Genomic DNA, 15,598 nt, shown 5'->3' with positions numbered 1-15,598 from the left:
GCTATTTACCGATCGTGGCGTTCATTGTGGCGACGAACTGCTCGGGGCTGATTTTCTTCAGGAAGATCTGGTCCAGGTTGGACAGCATTGCGTCGCCCTGGGCAGGGCTGAGGGCCTGGTCCCAGGAGAGGGTGAAGCTCGGCGCGTTCTTGGCCATGCCGTAGACGAAGGTCAGGAAGTCCTTGTCGGGAGAGGCAGCGAGTTTGCTGTCGATTCCGTTGATCACGGGCACCGCTCCTGAGTCGATCAGGGCCTGGGTGTCGCCATCGGTGAACATTCCGTCCTTGACGTAGTCCAGGGCGGCTTTCTTCTGGGCATCAGTGGCCTTGGCCGAGATGGACCAGAAGTTGGACGGGTTGCCGACGACGTTGGCGGGATCGCCCTTGCCACCGGAAACGGTGGGGAAGGTCGCGTAACCGAGCTTGCCGCCCTTGACGAAGTCGGCAGCGTCCTTCTTCATGCCCTGGTAGATCCAGCCGCCCTGCAGGACCATGGCGGCCTTGCCGGTGTAGAGCAGTGCCTGGTCGGCGTTGCTGTCGGCGGCGACGGAGGAGAAGCCGTTGATGAAGCCACCCGCGTCCACCAGCTCCTGGATCTTGGTCAGGGCCTGGGCCACGGCGGGGTCAGACCAGGCACCGGGCTTGTTGGCGGCGATGTTCGCGAAGACCTCCGGGCCGCCGATGCGTTCTACGAGGTACTCGAGCCACATCAGGTCCGGCCACTTCGACTGCCCGCCGAGTGAGAACGGAGCGATGCCGGCTTCCTTGAATTTCGGCACGAGCGCCATGAGCTCATCCCAGGTCTTGGGTGCCTGTGCGCCGACCTTGTCGAAAACCTCCTTGTTGTAATACAGGACCACGGGCTGGACGTTGTTGTTCGGAAGGGCGTAAGTCTTTCCGTCCACTACGCCGTTCTTCAGCACCGAGGGGAGGTAGCGGTCCTTGACGTTAGGATTCTGTGCAACGAAGTCAGACAGGTCGGCCACCTGGCCGGCATCAACGTATGATTTCAGCACTCCGCCGCCCCAGCCGTAGATGAAGGTGGGCCCTTCTCCAGCGCCCACAGCCGTCCGGACCTTGGTCTTGTAGGCATCATTGGCGAAGAAGTCGAGCTTGATGGACTTGTCAGCGTTGGCCTGGTTCCAGGACTCCACTGATTTTTGCAGGACAGGCTGGTTGCCGCCGGTCAGACCCCACATGGTTGCCGAGTCGCTGCTGACATTGGAACCGGCAGGACCGGCAGAGCCGCAGGCGGCCAGACTCAGCGCCACTCCAGCGGCGGAAAATGCCAATGCAGCCGAGCGCAACTTTCGAATGTTCATTTCGCTTCCGTTCATCCTCCGGGCGCAACGCTGGTACCCGGTAACGTGTGAAGTGGGCCGCCGGCGTCGACTCCGAGGCGGGCGGTCCATTCGTGTGTGGTGGCGCAGCCGCAGAGTAAGGATTTCGAAACATTTCGAAACTATTGCGGCCGGTGAGGTAAATCTAGCCGTGAGCGCAGTCACAGTCAAGCGATTTCCGGCAAAACAACTCGGGATGCGTGTTCGGTTATTGACCGGCAAGGCCCATCCGAGGCAAGATGATGGCAGCGAAATATTTCGAAAGAACTCGAGGATCCCTTGTCTATGACCGTTCGGCCGGAGAAACCGACCCTTGCAGCCGTTGCCTTGCGTGCCGGCGTGTCAGCTCCCACCGTGTCCAAGGTTGTCAACGGCCGGGAGGACGTCTCGCCCGATACTCGGGCCCGGGTACTTGCCGCGCTGGAGGCGCTGGGATATCAGTCCCCTGTGCAGCGGCGCACGACCGCCCCGGGGCAGACCGTCGTCGAGGTGGTTTTCGACGCACTGAACTCCGCTTATGCGGTGGAAATCCTCAACGGGGTGCTGGAGTATGCCGGGACCACGGACGTCGAAGTAGTCCTGAGCGTAACCAGCCAGGTGACGGGTGCGGCGCTGAGCCCCGAACGCCGCGCCCAGAGGATGGTGGATGCCGGCCGCAGCGGAATGATCGTGGTGACGTCCGCCTTCAGCGCCGCGCAGCTTCATGCCTTTCGGCGCCGGAAGATCCCGGTGGCGGTGATTGACCCCCTGAACCCGCCACCGGCTGATGTTGTGAGCGTCGGTGCCACCAATTGGGCGGGCGGCAAGGCCGCGACGGAACACCTGCTCCAGCTCGGTCATTCGCGCATTGGTTTCCTTGGCGGCCCGGAAGCTGCCGAGTGCAACCAGGCGAGGCTGCACGGCTACATGGCGGCCCTCATGGCAAAAGATGTGACGGTGGATCCTTCGTACGTCCTGTCAGGAAGCTTCCGCTCGGATCACGGAGCCCGGGGCCTGAAGGCACTGCTGTCCCTCGCCGAGCCGCCCACTGCCATTTTCGCAGCGAGCGACAGCATCGCACTCGGCGTCCTCGGCGAAGCCCGGCGGAACGGTTTGCGGATTCCGGAGGATCTGAGCCTTGTGGGATTCGACGGGACCTACCAGGCGGAGGAATCCATTCCGCCGCTCACGTCCGTGGCGCAGCCCCTGCAGGAGATGGGCCGTGCGGCACTGCGCGCGGTGCTGCGGCAGCTCCACGGCGAAGCTCTCGATTCCCAGCGGGTGGAGCTGGCCACGCATCTTGTTGTGCGTGAATCAACCGCTGCGCCGGGTGAAGCTCATTGACTCTATAAAGGTCGATGAACGGTCTCCGGACCGGACGCCACGCGATCACGTCGAGGCCGGGGCGCCACTGCGGGCAGCTGCCGAGACCGGGGCCGCGGGCAATGGGCCCGCGCTGGCGGGATCCGCCAGGAACTGGGCGAAGGCAAGTTCTGCCGCCCCGATCATCATGAGGTCAGCGCCCAGTGCCGCCCGGTAGATCCTGGCTTCTGCCGCCGGCCCAGCCATTGCCCCGGACCGGACCATATTTTCCAGCGTCCCGGGCGACAGGCTGTGCAGGATCCCCAGAAATCCGTCCAAAATGATGACCTCCGGATTGAAGATGTTGACAGCGTTCCGCAATGCCGTGCCCAGATACTCCAGCTGGCGTTCCACTTCCCTGGCTACTTCGGGGCTGCCGGCATGCCGCAGCGCGTGCTCCAGCTCTGCGGCGTCCCCGCCGGCGAGCCCGGCCAGTTCGAAGAGCCGGGATTGCGAGACCTCCGTTTCCAGGCAGCCGGTGGCTCCGCAATGGCAGGATTTGCCCGCCGTCCGGACGAACGTGTGGCCGAGTTCGCCCGCGTAGCCGCTGGCCCCTCGAAGCAGCGTGCCGCCGGCGATCACGCCGCCGCCGATGCCGCTGGCCCCGCCGTTGAGGTAGATGAGGTTTTCCCGGCCGGCTCCGGCACCAAAGAGGAGCTCGGCTTCGGCCGCGAGGGAGGCATCATTGGCGGCGTGGCAGGCATACCCCGTCGCGTCGGCCAGCATCCGGGCCACCGGCTCGTTCCGCCAGCCAAGGTGCGGCGCGTGCCTGACGATTCCATCGGCTTGGTTGACCAGGCCGGGCACGGCCATGCCTGCGCCGGTGATCCGGTAGGACGTGTCCAGTTCAGAACGCATGCCCTCGATGACGGCGGCCGCGATGTTCACGGCTTCCGTGGCTGAAGGTATCCGCTCCGTGGGGAAGCGAATCTTTTTTTGGATCCGGCCCCCGAGGCTGACCAGCCCGATGGTTACCGCATCGATTTCCGGGTAGACGGCCAGTGCTGCAGTGGAGGGGCTCGGGCGGACTTCGGGGCTGGGCCTGCCCACTTGCGCTTCACCTGACGGTGCGGACTCATACGCCAGCCCGAGCGCAACAAGCTGTCCGATCAGGGTTCCCACTGTGGACCTGTTGAGTCCCGTCCGCCTGGTGATCTGAGCACGGCTGAGGACCCGGTGGTGGTGCAGCATGGCGGTGATGAGGGCCAGATTGTTCCGCCGGGACGGATCGGCCTCGCTTCGGGCAGTTACGGGTTCGGGTGGCGGGAAGGAGAGGGGAGGCGGCGCAGCCTGCGCCGGTCCGGATCCGCGGGCTGGGGAGGGCATCATCGTGACAATATCAGCTTCCGAATACCTTGCGGTCGAGGAAGCTGTTGCGGAACTTTCCGGCGGGATCCAGCCTTTCGGCCAGTGCCTTAAAGTCACCAAAGCGCGGGTACAGCGGCCCGACGGCGGCGGCGTCGCCGTCGAACAGCTTGCCCCAATGGGGCCGCGCCGCGAAGGGCGCCAGTTCTGCTTCCAGTACCGGCAGGACCGCCTCAACAGCCGGCTGGTCCTGCCGCCACGTGAAGTGCAGCCCGATGCCGTCACGGCCGTAGTTTGGGCTCAGCCAAAGGTTGTCCGCGGCGACGGTGCGGATTTCACCGACGAGCAGCAGCGGTGTCACCACACCTGAGAGCCGGCGCATGGTGCGGAGGGCATCCGCCGCGTGCTCGCGGGGAATGAGGTACTCGCTCTGCAGCTCCTCGCCCTTGCTCGGGTTGAATTCCATCCGGAAATGGGCCAGCAGGTCAGACCAGGGGCCGGCGACGCCCAACTGCTGGGTGCAGCTGGTGCCGGGTACGCCCGGCAACGGATGCCTTGCCACGGCAGCAGCCTTCCCGCCGAAGAATCCGGACTCCACGCCCGGCTGTCCGGCATCGACTGTCCGGCGCTTCAGCCAGGCCTGGCCGATGGTCGGCCCGCTCCAGTCGGTGAACAGGCTCACGCTGTACGCGACGGAGGTGACGTCGTCGAAGTTTTCCAGGACCAGGTTCCAGTCAAGGTTCTCGAAAACGCTCTGGCTGACCTCGTAGCTTGGCTCGATGTCCAGGGTCAGCCTGGTGACAATGCCCAGGGCTCCCAGCCCCACCACCATGCCCGCAAAGTCGGCATCACCGCGGTGCACCGTCAGCAGCGAGCCGTCTGCGGTGACCAGTTCGAGGCCGGCCACAGCAGTGGCCAGGTTGCCGTTCCGGTCCCCGGACCCGTGGGTGGCAGTGGCGACGGCGCCCGCCACGGATATGTGGGGAAGCGAGGCGAGATTGTGCAGGGCGAAACCGCGGCGGTGGAGTTCGGAGGCGAGGGTTCCGTAGCGGATGCCTCCGCTCACCGTCACCGTCATGTCCTGCTCGTTAATGCTGATTGCGGGGTCAAGGCCCTCCAGCGACGCCAGAATGCCCGGCGTGTCGGCGATGTCGTTGAAGGAATGCCTGGAGCCGAGCGCGCGGATTTTTCCTGCGTCGGCCACCGCCGCGCGGAGCTCCTGCACGCTGTGCGGAAAGACTGTCGCCGGCGCCTTGTAGCTGTAGTTTCCGGCCCAGTTGCGTTCCGTGGTGAGTTGCTCCATTGCGATTACCGTTCTGATCGGGATGCCGTACGTCTGTTTGATGCCTAGCACAACTTACCAAGCCGCCTGCCAAAACAATAGAGGTTTCCAGCACGCGGACCAGTACAGATCCGCGCGACTATTCTCGCGAAAGTGGTTGACATCCTTGGAAATACGAATATGTTTGTCTACAGAACAATTTCTCGGGTCGCATCGATGACCCCGTTCGGACAGCAACTTTCTCCCTACTTCTTTCGGAGCTCTCAATGGCGATTCAGCCCACCCGTGAAGACAAGTTTTCCTTCGGCCTTTGGACAGTTGGCTGGGAGGCGCAGGACCAGTTTGGATCTGCCACGCGCCCGCCGCTGGACACCGTGGAGGCCGTCAACAGGCTCAGTGACCTCGGCGCCTACGGCATCACCTTCCACGACAACGATCTGTTTCCCTTTGGCTGCTCGGCAGCGGACCGCCAGCGGGAGATTGACCGGCTTACCGGTGCGCTCAAAGCGACGGGCATGGTGGTTCCCATGATCACCACCAACCTGTTCAGCCATCCCGTCTTCAAGGACGGGGGCTTCACCAGCAACGACCGCGGCGTGCGCCGCTTCGCCCTCCGCAAGGTACTGGAGAACATCGACCTCGCCGCCGAACTCGGCGCGGAGACGTTCGTCATGTGGGGTGGCCGTGAAGGCAGCGAGTACGACGCCGCCAAGGACATCCGCGGCGCGCTCGAGCGCTACCGCGAGGCCGTGAATCTGCTGGGCGACTACGTCACCGACAAGGGCTACAACATCCGCTTCGCCATCGAGCCGAAGCCGAACGAACCCCGCGGCGACATCCTGCTGCCAACGCTCGGCCACGCCCTCGCCTTCATCGAAACGCTGGAGCGTCCGGAACTCGTGGGCATCAACCCCGAAACAGGCCACGAGCAGATGGCCGGGCTCAACTTCACACACGGCATCGCCCAGGCCCTGTACCAGGGCAAACTGTTCCACATCGACCTCAACGGCCAGCGCAGCATCAAGTTCGATCAGGACCTGGTGTTCGGCCATGGTGACCTCCAGAACGCGTTCTCGCTCGTGGACCTGCTGGAAAACGGGGGACCCAACGGCGGCCCGGCCTATGACGGCCCGCGCCACTTTGACTACAAGCCCAGCCGCACCGAGGACATCGACGGTGTGTGGGATTCGGCGGCCGCCAACATGCAGACCTACCTGCTGCTGAAGGAGCGCGCCCAAGCCTTCCGTGCAGACCCCGAGGTCCAGGCCGCTCTGCAGGCGTCGCGCGTCGCCGAGATCAACGAGCCCACCCTTAACCCTGGTGAGGGATACCAGCAGCTGCTCGCCGACAAGTCCGCTTATGAGGAGTTCGACGCCGATGCCTACTTCGGCGGCAAGGGCTTCGGTTTCGTGACGCTCCAGCAGCTCTTCATCGAGCACCTGCTCGGCGCACGCTGATCCCATGACGCTGGTTGCCGGGGTGGATTCCTCAACCCAAAGCTGCAAGGTCCTCATTCTGGACGCCGACACCGGCGCCCCGGTGCGCGAAGGCCGTGCCGGCCACCCGGACGGTACCGAGGTCCACCCGGACCACTGGTGGCGGGCGTTGTCTGAGGCAATTGACGACGCCGGTGGGCTGGGTGACGTCAGCGCCGTCTCCATCGCGGGCCAGCAGCACGGCATGGTGCTGCTGGATCGGGAGGGCAGTGTTCTGCGCCCGGCACTGCTGTGGAACGACACCAGGTCTGCCGGGGCTGCCGCCGCCCTCATCGAAGAAGTGGGCGCGGCGGACTACGCCAAACGGACCGGCCTGGTGCCCGTGGCGTCCTTCACTGCCACCAAGGTCAGGTGGGTCAGGGACCATGAGCCGGAAATCGCGGCCCGGGTGGCCGCCGTCGCGTTGCCCCATGACTGGCTGACGTGGCGGCTGCGCGGCTTCGGCCCGCCAGGGTCCAGCCCCCTGGGTCCGGACCTTGAGCAGCTGACCACAGACCGTTCCGATGCCAGCGGCACCGGCTACTGGAGTCCGGAGACCGGAGCCTACGACCTGGAGCTCTTTCATCTGGCCCTTAGCCGTCCAGCCCGTGAAGCCGGGGGCTCCGCGGGGCTGGAGGACGCCGTCGTTTTGCCCCGGGTCCTTGACCCCGGCGCTTCGGCGGGGCACGCTCACCCGGCATGCCTCCCTACGGTTGGAAACGGCGCGGCGGGTGCCGCCTTGGGTGCCGCATCCGCAAGCGGTGGCATCGCCGTCGGGGTCGGAGCCGGCGACAATGCAGGGGCCGCGCTGGGACTGGGCATCAGCTCCGGCGATGTGGTGGTTTCCGTGGGGACCAGCGGCACGGTGTTTGCCGTCGCGGCCGATCCCTGCACGGACGTGACCGGAACCGTGGCCGGGTTCGCCGACGCGGGCGGGGGCTACCTTCCCATCGCCGTGACCCTGAACGCGGCCCGCGTTCTTGGTTCCATCGCCGACGTGCTGGACGTCGATTTCGACGGATTGGCCCGGCTGGCCCTGGAAGCGGACCCTGGCGCCGGGGGAGTGGTCCTGGTGCCCTATTTCGAGGGTGAACGCACGCCCGACCTTCCGGATGCGAAGGCGAGCCTGCACGGCCTCAGCATTGCGTCCACAACGCGCGGCAACATCGCCCGGGCGGCGTTCGAAGGCATGCTGTGTGGGTTGTCCGGGGGAATGGATGCGCTGCGGGAACTGGGCGTGCCGGCCCGGCGGCTCCTGCTGATCGGCGGCGCGGTGCGGAACCCTGCGCTCCAGAAGATAGCTGCCCAGGTCTTCGATCTCCCCGTTGTCATTCCCGAGCCCGGCGAGTACGTGGCACGCGGCGCGGCCGCGCAGGCCGCGTGGGCCTTGACCGGGGACCGTCCGCGGTGGAAGACCGCACTGGAGGCGACCCCCGCGGCGGACTTCCGTCCGGTCATCGGACAGCAATACCGGCGCGCCTGTTTCGAATTGCGCGGCGGCCGCTAGCCTCGGGATTGTCTTGGGCGGCGGCTCTGTGTCAGGATCACACCTGCCGCAGGGCCGCCGTCAGGCGTTAACTGTCTTTTCGTTCGCCCCCGCGTGGGCCGAGGCAGCCGCGACTGCGCCTTCCCCGACTGCGCCTTCCCCTGCGGCGCATTCCTGGATTCCGCCGTCTCCATGGTGCCGGGACCAGATGTCACCCATTTCCTCGGTCGACTGCTCCACGATCCTGCTCATCGCGGCGTGGGCAGCCTCAGCCTCGCCGCGCTGGATGGCGCTCGCCACGTCAACGTGCAACTGGAGCGCCTCGTGGTGCGGAAGGTGGGGCACCAGCCCGTGTTCGGTGCGGCCGGTCAGGACTTCCCGCACCAGGTTGTGCAGCTGGGAAAACATCGCATTGCCGGACGCCTTGAGCACAGCAGCATGAAAATCGATGTCCAAGAGCAGGAACTGTTCCTGGTTGTCGCCCTGCCCCGCCGCCCATAGGCGGGCCGCAATGGACACGAGCTCACTTCCGTCCTCAAGCGAAATCCGGCCAGCGGCGAGCCGGGCCGCCTGCGGCTCAATCGCCCCGCGAAGTTCGTTAAGTGCGCGGAGCTGGTCCAGGCGTGCGGAGGAGGCGAGCCGCCATCGGATTACCTGCGGGTCATAGAGATTCCAGCACTCCACGGCCTGGACTACCGTTCCCAGGCGCCGCCGCGATTCGAGCATGCCCATCGAACAGAGCACCTTCGTCGCTTCCCGGACCACTGACCGGGAGACCTTGTGCTCGGCTTCCAGCTCGTCGATCCGTAGCACGGCGTGCGGCGCAAGCGTGCCGTCGGCAATAGCCAGGCCCAGCCGTTCCAGAAGCGACACCGGCAAGGCTTGGGAGGGCTCCGCCTTTGGAGATTTCATAAATAAATCATACGGGTGAGCCACAAGGGGTTGTTTAAGTCTGCTTTATTTCCCTATGATCGCTTCCGGAGCAGATGCAAAGATGCGTATGCGGGCGGCCGGAGCAGCTCCGGCCAAGATCTTAGGAGTCGTAATGAAGCGACGTTCAGTAGTGAAGTATGCGGCCGTCGCCGCGGCCCTTTCGCTGGGGTTGACTGCCTGCGGAGGCGGAAGCGGCGAGTCGAAGGGCTCGGACACGGTACGGGTCACCCTCGCCAACCATGTGTGGACCGAAGGGATCAAGGCAGCAATTCCGGAGTTCGAAAAGTCCACCGGGCTGAAGGTGGAGCTCACCCAGCTCGGCGAAGACCAGCTCTCGGACCAGTACAACGTCAAGCTCAACGCGGGCAGCGACGAAATCGATGTCATGATGTACCGCCCGCTGCAGGAGGGCAAGGCGTTTGCCCGCAACGGCTACCTCGCGGACCTGACCAGCAAGGTGGCAGAGGACGCCGGGTGGAACTGGAAGGACTACCAGGACGGTCCCGTCAAGGCCACCACCTATGAGGACAAGGTGACGGGCGTTCCCATCATCACCGAACGGGAGGTGCTCTACTACCGCAAGGACCTGCTGAAGGCCGCCGGCATCGAAGTTCCCAAGACCATGGAGGAGCTCGAGGCGGCCGCAAAGAAGCTTTCTTCCGCGGACACCGCAGGGTTCGTTGCCCGCACCGGCAAGTCGGCAGCCGTCACCCAGTTCTCCAGCTTCCTGTACAGCTTCGGCGGCGACTTCACCGATGAAAGCGGCAAGTCCGCCGTCGGGAGCGAGGAAGCCAAGAAGGCGTACGCCTTCTACGGCGGCCTGATCAAGAACTACGGCCCTAAGAACGTCAGCACGGACATGAGCTGGCCCGAGGCAATGGCCATCTTCACCCAGGGCAAGGCCGCGTTCTACACCGAGGCGGATTCCCTCTACAAGAACGCCACGGACCCCGCCAAGTCCAAGGTGGCCGACACCGTTGGCTTCGCGCCGCTGCCCGCCGGTCCCGCCGGCTCCAAGCCGTACAACATCCCGTCCTGGGGTCTGGGCATCAACCAGGCCTCGGCCAATCAGGACAACGCCTGGAAGTTCATCAAGTGGGCCACCAGCAAGGAACGTACCCTTGAGGCACAGAAGGCCGGCGTCCCCGGGCCGCGCGCCTCGGTCTGGTCCGATCCCGCCGGAACCTCCACCTACCCGAAGGACCTCGCCGCCGCCATCGCGGTGAGCGCTGAAAACGGCGTGGGCCACGACCGCCCGCAGGTCCTCACTGTGGGCAAGGCCCGCGAAATCGTCGGCGGCCCGATCGTCGCCTCCATCACCGGTGCCGACGCTTCAGCAGCAGCTGACACGGCCAACACCGCGTTCCAGAAGTTCCTGGACGACGAAAAGTAAGTAACTAAAGCGCGACGGCGGGGCACCCGCCAGGCTGTTGTCCCGCCGTCGTCCGCTGAAGATTTTCACCCCCAACTTTTTAGGTGAACCATGTCTGTACTGACCCCTGCCCGGACCTCCGGACGAACGGCTAGCGCCCAGGAGAATTTCTCCGCCTGGGCCAACCGCCACCGGAAGTGGCTGTTCGCGGCGCCCGCCATGATCTTCGTGGGCGTCCTCATCATCTTTCCGCTCGCCTGGACCCTGTACCTGAGCCTGACCGACTCCCAGGGGTCGGTGCGTGCGGCGTCGGACTTCGTGGGCCTCGAGAACTACCTCACGGTCCTTACCGATACCGAGCGTTTCTGGCCGGCCGTGGGCCGCACGCTGTCCTTCACCCTCGTGGCGCTCGCCTGCGAAATCATTCTCGGCATGGGCATCGCCCTGCTCCTGTGGCGTCCGTTCCGCGGCGAAAAGTGGGTCCGGGTGGCCATCCTGCTGCCGCTCGTGGCCACTCCCGTGGCAGTGGGCATGATGTGGCGCCTGATCTTCGATCCGAACATCGGCTTCGCAAACCAGCTACTGGGCCTCGTGGGCATTCCGCCGCAGCCGTGGCTCTCCGGACAGGATTCCGCCCTGCCCACCACCATCTTCATGGACGTCTGGCAGTGGACCCCCATGGTGGTCCTCATCCTCCTGGCCGGCCTGACCTCCCTCTCCGATGAGCCGGATGAAGCCGCACGGATGGACGGTGCCAGCGCGGTCCAGCGCTTCTTCTACGTCACCCTGCCGCTGATGATGCCCACGGTCATCGTGGCCATCCTGCTTCGCGGGATTGATGCCCTGAAGACGTTCGACATCCTCTACGCCACCAAGGGCAAGGGCGGCGGTTCCTTCCATGAGGTGGAGACTCTCAACGTCTACGCCTACGGGCTGAGCTTCGACTACAACCAGTACGGGCTCTCCTCGGCCGTACTGATCCTGTTCTTCATGATCATCATTGGCTCCATGTGGCTGCTGACCATGCGCAAGAAAGCGGTAAGCAAATGACCCTCCTGACTGAACCCCAGGCACCGGCACGGCGCCGGCCACAGGTGGCGCGCCGCAAGAAGCCGCTGCGCAGCCGCGCCTACAAGACCTTCCGCGTGGTTGCTTTGATCGCGGTGGTGCTGTTCCTGATCGCGCCGCTGTTCTGGATGCTGCTGGCATCCTTCAAGACCAACGTGGACATCTACGACGCCGGCAAGTCCTTCCTGTTCACGCCCACCGGCGAGAACTACGCCAACGTGCTGCAGCGCAACAACTACTTCGTCTTTATCTTCAACAGCTTCTGGGTGGCCTTCGTTTCGACGGCCCTGTCGCTGGTCCTGGGCGTCCCGGCTGCCTACGCCATGAGCCGCTTCACCATGCACCGCTCGGCGCTGGTGGTCCTGATGGCCCGCGTCATCCCGGGCGTCTCCCTGCTGGTGCCCTGGTACTACGTCTTCTCCAACCTGAAGATGGTGGGCGGCTTCGAGGTGATGATCCTCAGCCACATGTTCGTTGCCCTGCCGCTGATCGTGTACATCATGATGAGCTACTTCGACTCCCTGCCGCTGGAGCTTGAGGAGTCGGCCCAGGTGGACGGGCTCACGCCGATCGGCGCGTTCCGCCGCATCACGCTGCCCCTTTCGGTGGCCGGCATGGCCACCGCCGGGATCCTGTCCTTCATCTTCTCGTGGAACAACTTCATGTTCGCCCTGGTGCTGTCCGGGTCGAAGACCAAGACGCTGCCCGTTGCCATCTTCGACTTCGTCTCCTACGCCAGCATCGACTGGGGCGGACTGATGGCCGCGGCCACCGTGGTGACCATCCCGATCATGATCATTGCGCTCTTCACGCAGAAATACATCGTGTCCGGCATGACCGCCGGCGCCACCAAGGGCTAGGGGTACGCCATGACGCGAATCAGCAGAATAGAAACCTTCCTGGTTCCGCCGCGCTGGCTGTTCGTCCGCATCGAGACGGACAGCGGGATTGTCGGCTGGGGAGAGGCAAGCTGCGAGGGCCGCAGCGAAACCGTCCGGACCGCCGTCGACCAGCTCTCCGAGCTGCTGATCGGCCAGGACGCCCTGCGGATAGAGGACCACTGGCAGGTCATGACCAAAGGTTCTTTCTACCGCGGCGGCCCCATCCTTGCCAGCGCCGTGTCCGGGCTGGACCAGGCCCTGTGGGACATCGCCGGCAAACACTTCGGCGCCCCGGTCCACCAGCTGCTGGGCGGACCGGTCCGCGACCGCATCCGGATGTACGGCTGGGTGGGCGGCGACGAGCCCAACGAGGTGGCCGACCAGATCAGCGCCCAGCTGGAAGTCGGACTCACGGCGGTCAAGATGAACGCCAGCGGCCGGATGAGCCCTGTCGCGTCGGTGGCGGAGCTCGACGGCGTGGTCCGCAGGGTGGCCGCCGCCCGGGAGGTTTTGGGGGACCACCGTGACGTGGCCGTCGACTTCCATGGCCGCTTCAGCCTCGCCAACGCCCGGCGGGTGGCGCCGCTCCTTGAGCCGTACCGGCCGTTCTTCCTCGAGGAACCGGTGGTACCCGAGAACACCCATCTGCTGCGTGAATTCACCTCATCCACCACCGCGCCGGTGTCCACCGGGGAGCGGCTGTACAGCAGGCAGGAATTCCTCCCCGCCCTGCAGGCCGGCATCGCCGTGGCGCAGCCCGACCTCTCGCATGCCGGCGGCATCACCGAAGTCCGCAAGATCGCCTCACTGGCCGAAATCTACGAGGTGCAGCTCGCACCGCACTGCCCGCTCGGCCCGCTGGCCCTGGCCGCGTGCCTGCAGGTTGGCTTCGCGACGCCCAACTTCCTGATCCAGGAACAGAGCATCGGCATCCACTACAACCAGGGCGCCGAAGTCCTCGACTACGTCGTGGACAAGACGCCCCTCAAGTTCGTGGACGGGCACATCGAGCGGCTAACCGGGCCCGGCCTCGGCATCGAAATCGACGAAGCGGTGGTCCGGGCGGCAGACAAGCAGGGGCACGCGTGGCGCGGCCCCGTGTGGCGTCACCCCGACGGCTCGTTCGCCGAGTGGTGAGCGCAGAGTGGTGAAGGCCAGCATGACCAAGCAGGAAGTGGAGAGCCCCGCAATGGAAAGCACCTTGACGCCCGAGATTCTCTTGGCCGGAATCAGGGAAACCCGGCTGGTCGCGATCGTGCGCGGGACCGACGGTCCGGCTGCCGCGAAAGCCGCCCTCGCCGCGATGGAGGAGGGATTCCGTTTCGTCGAGATAGCACTGACCACGCCGGACGCGCTGGCGGCGATCCGCGACGTTCGCTCGTCGGCACCCGAAGGCTGTTTCGTCGGGGCGGGGACCGTGCTGACGGTGCAGGACGTTGACGACATCGCCGACGCCGGAGCCCAGTTCACGGTGACGCCGGCGCTGGCGGAGTCGATCGGCGAATCTTCACGGCGCGGCATTCCCGTCCTGGCCGGGGCGCTGACCCCCAGCGAGGCCTACGAAGCGATGAACCGCGGCGCCACCGCAGTCAAGCTCTTCCCGGCATCCATCGGGGGGCCCCGTTATCTCAAAGCATTGCGCGACCCCTTCCCGGAGATCCCCTTCATCGCTGTGGGCGGCGTGGGGCTCGAGGAAGCGGCCGGCTACTGGGAGGCCGGCGCCATCGCCGTGGGGCTGGGCGGTCCGCTTTTCGGCGACGCCGGCTCCGGCGGCGATCTGGCTCCGCTCCGGGGTCGCGCCCGCAGCTTCGTCCGCCTGTCCGCCGAGTTCGGCGGCCGGACGGCCGGGAGCCTCCAGTGAGGGCCGACGTCGACCTCCTGACACTGGGTGAGTCCATGGTGTCGCTGCGCTCGGGCGGTCCGCTGTCCGCTGGCGGCAGCCTGTCCATGCATGTGGCAGGGGCCGAATCGAACGTGGCCGTCGGTGTGGCCAGGCTGGGGCACAGAGTGCGCTGGGCCGGCGTGGTGGGTGCCGATCCGCATGGCCAGTTCATCCAGCGCCAACTGCGTTCCGAGGGCATCGAGCTCCACCACCGGGAAGATTCCGTCCGCAGCACAGGCGTGATGTTCCTGGAGCAGCGGACTGCCGATGTCAGCCGCGCCTTCTACTACCGCGCCGGATCAGCCGGTTCCACTCTTTGTAGGGAGGACGTCGACGCTGCGCTCCAAGGCGGGGCCCGCATCCTTCACCTGACCGGCATTACCGCGGCACTGAGCGCGGAAGCGCGGGACGCCGTGGAATACGCGGCGCGCCGGGCAACGGGCGCCGGCGTCCTGGTTTCCTTGGACGTCAACTACCGCAGCAAGCTCTGGTCGCGCGACGAAGCGCGGGCCGTCCTATCCCCGCTCGTCCGGCACGCCAGCATTGTCATTGCCTCCGACGACGAACTCGACCTGGTCGCCGCCGACTCCGGCGTGCCCTCAGACTCCGCAGAGGCCGAGGCCCTGATGGCCAAGCACCTCCTGGGGCTTGGCGTGCAGGACGTGGTGGTCAAGCGCGGGGCAGCCGGCGCCGGAGCACACACTCGTGCCGGGCACTGGGAGGTCCCGGCTGTGCCGGTGACGAGCATCGACACGGTTGGCGCCGGGGACGCCTTCACCGCCGGTTACCTCTCGGCACTGCTCGACGGCGAGGACGTTCCCGGCCGCCTTCGGCGCGGCGCCCTGGCCGGTGCCTTCGCGGTGAGCACCGCGGGGGACTGGGAAGGCCTGCCGCGCACCGGCGAACTCGCGCTGCTCGGCGGCCACGTTGCCGGCACCACCCAGCGCTAGGCGGACGGCGCCCCGTCCCGGCCGAAGGGCCGGAAACGTTCATTGTTAGACCTAAAAGAAAGCCAGGACCTGTTGTGAAAATCATTGCCGCGGAAGTCTTCGTGACAAGCCCCTCCCGTAACTTCGTGACCCTGCGGATCACCACCGAGGACGGTGTGACCGGCATCGGTGATGCCACCCTGAACGGCCGCGAACTGGCCGTGGCCGCGTACCTGAAGGAACATGTTGCGCAGCTGCTGATCGGCAAGGATCCGCACCGGATCGAGGACACCTGGCAGTTCCTG

13 protein-coding genes and 1 pseudogene are annotated in these 15,598 nt (G+C 65.7%); 10 read left to right on the top strand and 4 right to left on the bottom strand.

All coding sequences use genetic code 11. The annotated features are described in order from the left end of the window. Position 1: 1 nt before the first annotated feature. Positions 2-1,321, bottom strand: a complete 1,320-nt coding sequence (locus AC1DDG_RS12325) for an extracellular solute-binding protein (RefSeq protein ID WP_476876292.1) — start codon at positions 1,319-1,321, stop codon at positions 2-4. A 303-nt stretch (positions 1,322-1,624) separates the two neighbouring features. Between AC1DDG_RS12325 and AC1DDG_RS12320 the strand changes: the two genes are divergently transcribed. Further along, positions 1,625-2,662 carry a LacI family DNA-binding transcriptional regulator gene (locus AC1DDG_RS12320; protein ID WP_476876291.1) on the top strand — a complete coding sequence of 346 codons (1,038 nt, stop codon included), beginning with the start codon at positions 1,625-1,627 and terminating at the stop codon, positions 2,660-2,662. Positions 2,663-2,707: 45 nt separating this feature from the next. Here AC1DDG_RS12320 and AC1DDG_RS12315 read toward each other — a convergent pair whose 3' ends face one another. After that, positions 2,708-4,009 (bottom strand): ROK family protein, encoded by a 1,302-nt coding sequence (locus AC1DDG_RS12315; RefSeq protein WP_476876290.1) that lies wholly within the window; start codon positions 4,007-4,009, stop codon positions 2,708-2,710. A gap of 10 nt (positions 4,010-4,019) precedes the next feature. Further along, positions 4,020-5,288 (bottom strand): FAD-binding protein, encoded by a 1,269-nt coding sequence (locus tag AC1DDG_RS12310; RefSeq protein WP_476876289.1) that lies wholly within the window; start codon positions 5,286-5,288, stop codon positions 4,020-4,022. 245 nt (positions 5,289-5,533) lie between these two features. On the opposite strand from AC1DDG_RS12310, the gene xylA reads away from it, so the two are divergent. Continuing rightward, entirely contained in the window at positions 5,534-6,724 is a 1,191-nt protein-coding gene (gene xylA, locus AC1DDG_RS12305) for a xylose isomerase (RefSeq protein WP_476876288.1), read from the top strand. A gap of 4 nt (positions 6,725-6,728) precedes the next feature. Further along, positions 6,729-8,249 carry a xylulokinase gene (locus tag AC1DDG_RS12300; RefSeq protein WP_476876287.1) on the top strand — a complete coding sequence of 507 codons (1,521 nt, stop codon included), beginning with the start codon at positions 6,729-6,731 and terminating at the stop codon, positions 8,247-8,249. Between the two features lie 60 nt (positions 8,250-8,309). Here AC1DDG_RS12300 and AC1DDG_RS12295 read toward each other — a convergent pair whose 3' ends face one another. Further along, the gene (locus AC1DDG_RS12295) at positions 8,310-9,140 is read right to left on the bottom strand and encodes a FadR/GntR family transcriptional regulator (protein WP_476876286.1); all 831 of its coding nucleotides are present in this window, start codon (positions 9,138-9,140) and stop codon (positions 8,310-8,312) included. Between the two features lie 133 nt (positions 9,141-9,273). Between AC1DDG_RS12295 and AC1DDG_RS12290 the strand changes: the two genes are divergently transcribed. The 7 genes and pseudogenes from AC1DDG_RS12290 to AC1DDG_RS12260 form a co-directional block, all read left to right on the top strand. Further along, positions 9,274-10,554 carry an ABC transporter substrate-binding protein gene (locus tag AC1DDG_RS12290; RefSeq protein WP_476876285.1) on the top strand — a complete coding sequence of 427 codons (1,281 nt, stop codon included), beginning with the start codon at positions 9,274-9,276 and terminating at the stop codon, positions 10,552-10,554. Positions 10,555-10,644: 90 nt separating this feature from the next. Then, the gene (locus AC1DDG_RS12285; RefSeq protein ID WP_476876284.1) at positions 10,645-11,583 is read left to right on the top strand and encodes a carbohydrate ABC transporter permease; all 939 of its coding nucleotides are present in this window, start codon (positions 10,645-10,647) and stop codon (positions 11,581-11,583) included. Beyond that, positions 11,580-12,461: a carbohydrate ABC transporter permease gene (locus AC1DDG_RS12280; RefSeq protein ID WP_476876283.1), complete on the top strand. Its 882-nt coding sequence runs from the start codon at positions 11,580-11,582 to the stop codon at positions 12,459-12,461. Before AC1DDG_RS12285 ends, AC1DDG_RS12280 begins: the two co-directional genes overlap by 4 nt. Before the next feature lie 9 nt (positions 12,462-12,470). After that, the gene (gene dgoD / locus AC1DDG_RS12275) at positions 12,471-13,619 is read left to right on the top strand and encodes a galactonate dehydratase (RefSeq protein WP_476876282.1); all 1,149 of its coding nucleotides are present in this window, start codon (positions 12,471-12,473) and stop codon (positions 13,617-13,619) included. Between the two features lie 22 nt (positions 13,620-13,641). Next, complete coding sequence (locus tag AC1DDG_RS12270) at positions 13,642-14,343, top strand: bifunctional 4-hydroxy-2-oxoglutarate aldolase/2-dehydro-3-deoxy-phosphogluconate aldolase (protein WP_476876281.1); 702 nt, start codon at positions 13,642-13,644, stop codon at positions 14,341-14,343. Beyond that, positions 14,340-15,314 (top strand): sugar kinase, encoded by a 975-nt coding sequence (locus AC1DDG_RS12265; RefSeq protein WP_476876280.1) that lies wholly within the window; start codon positions 14,340-14,342, stop codon positions 15,312-15,314. Before AC1DDG_RS12270 ends, AC1DDG_RS12265 begins: the two co-directional genes overlap by 4 nt. A gap of 74 nt (positions 15,315-15,388) precedes the next feature. Further along, positions 15,389-15,598, top strand: a pseudogene (locus tag AC1DDG_RS12260) (bifunctional D-altronate/D-mannonate dehydratase); the annotation flags it as partial.

This window comes from Arthrobacter sp. 10L430, from assembly GCF_056395245.1.
The sequence above is the reverse complement of the archived record's forward strand: the minus strand, read 5'-3'. Positions and strand labels throughout refer to the sequence as shown.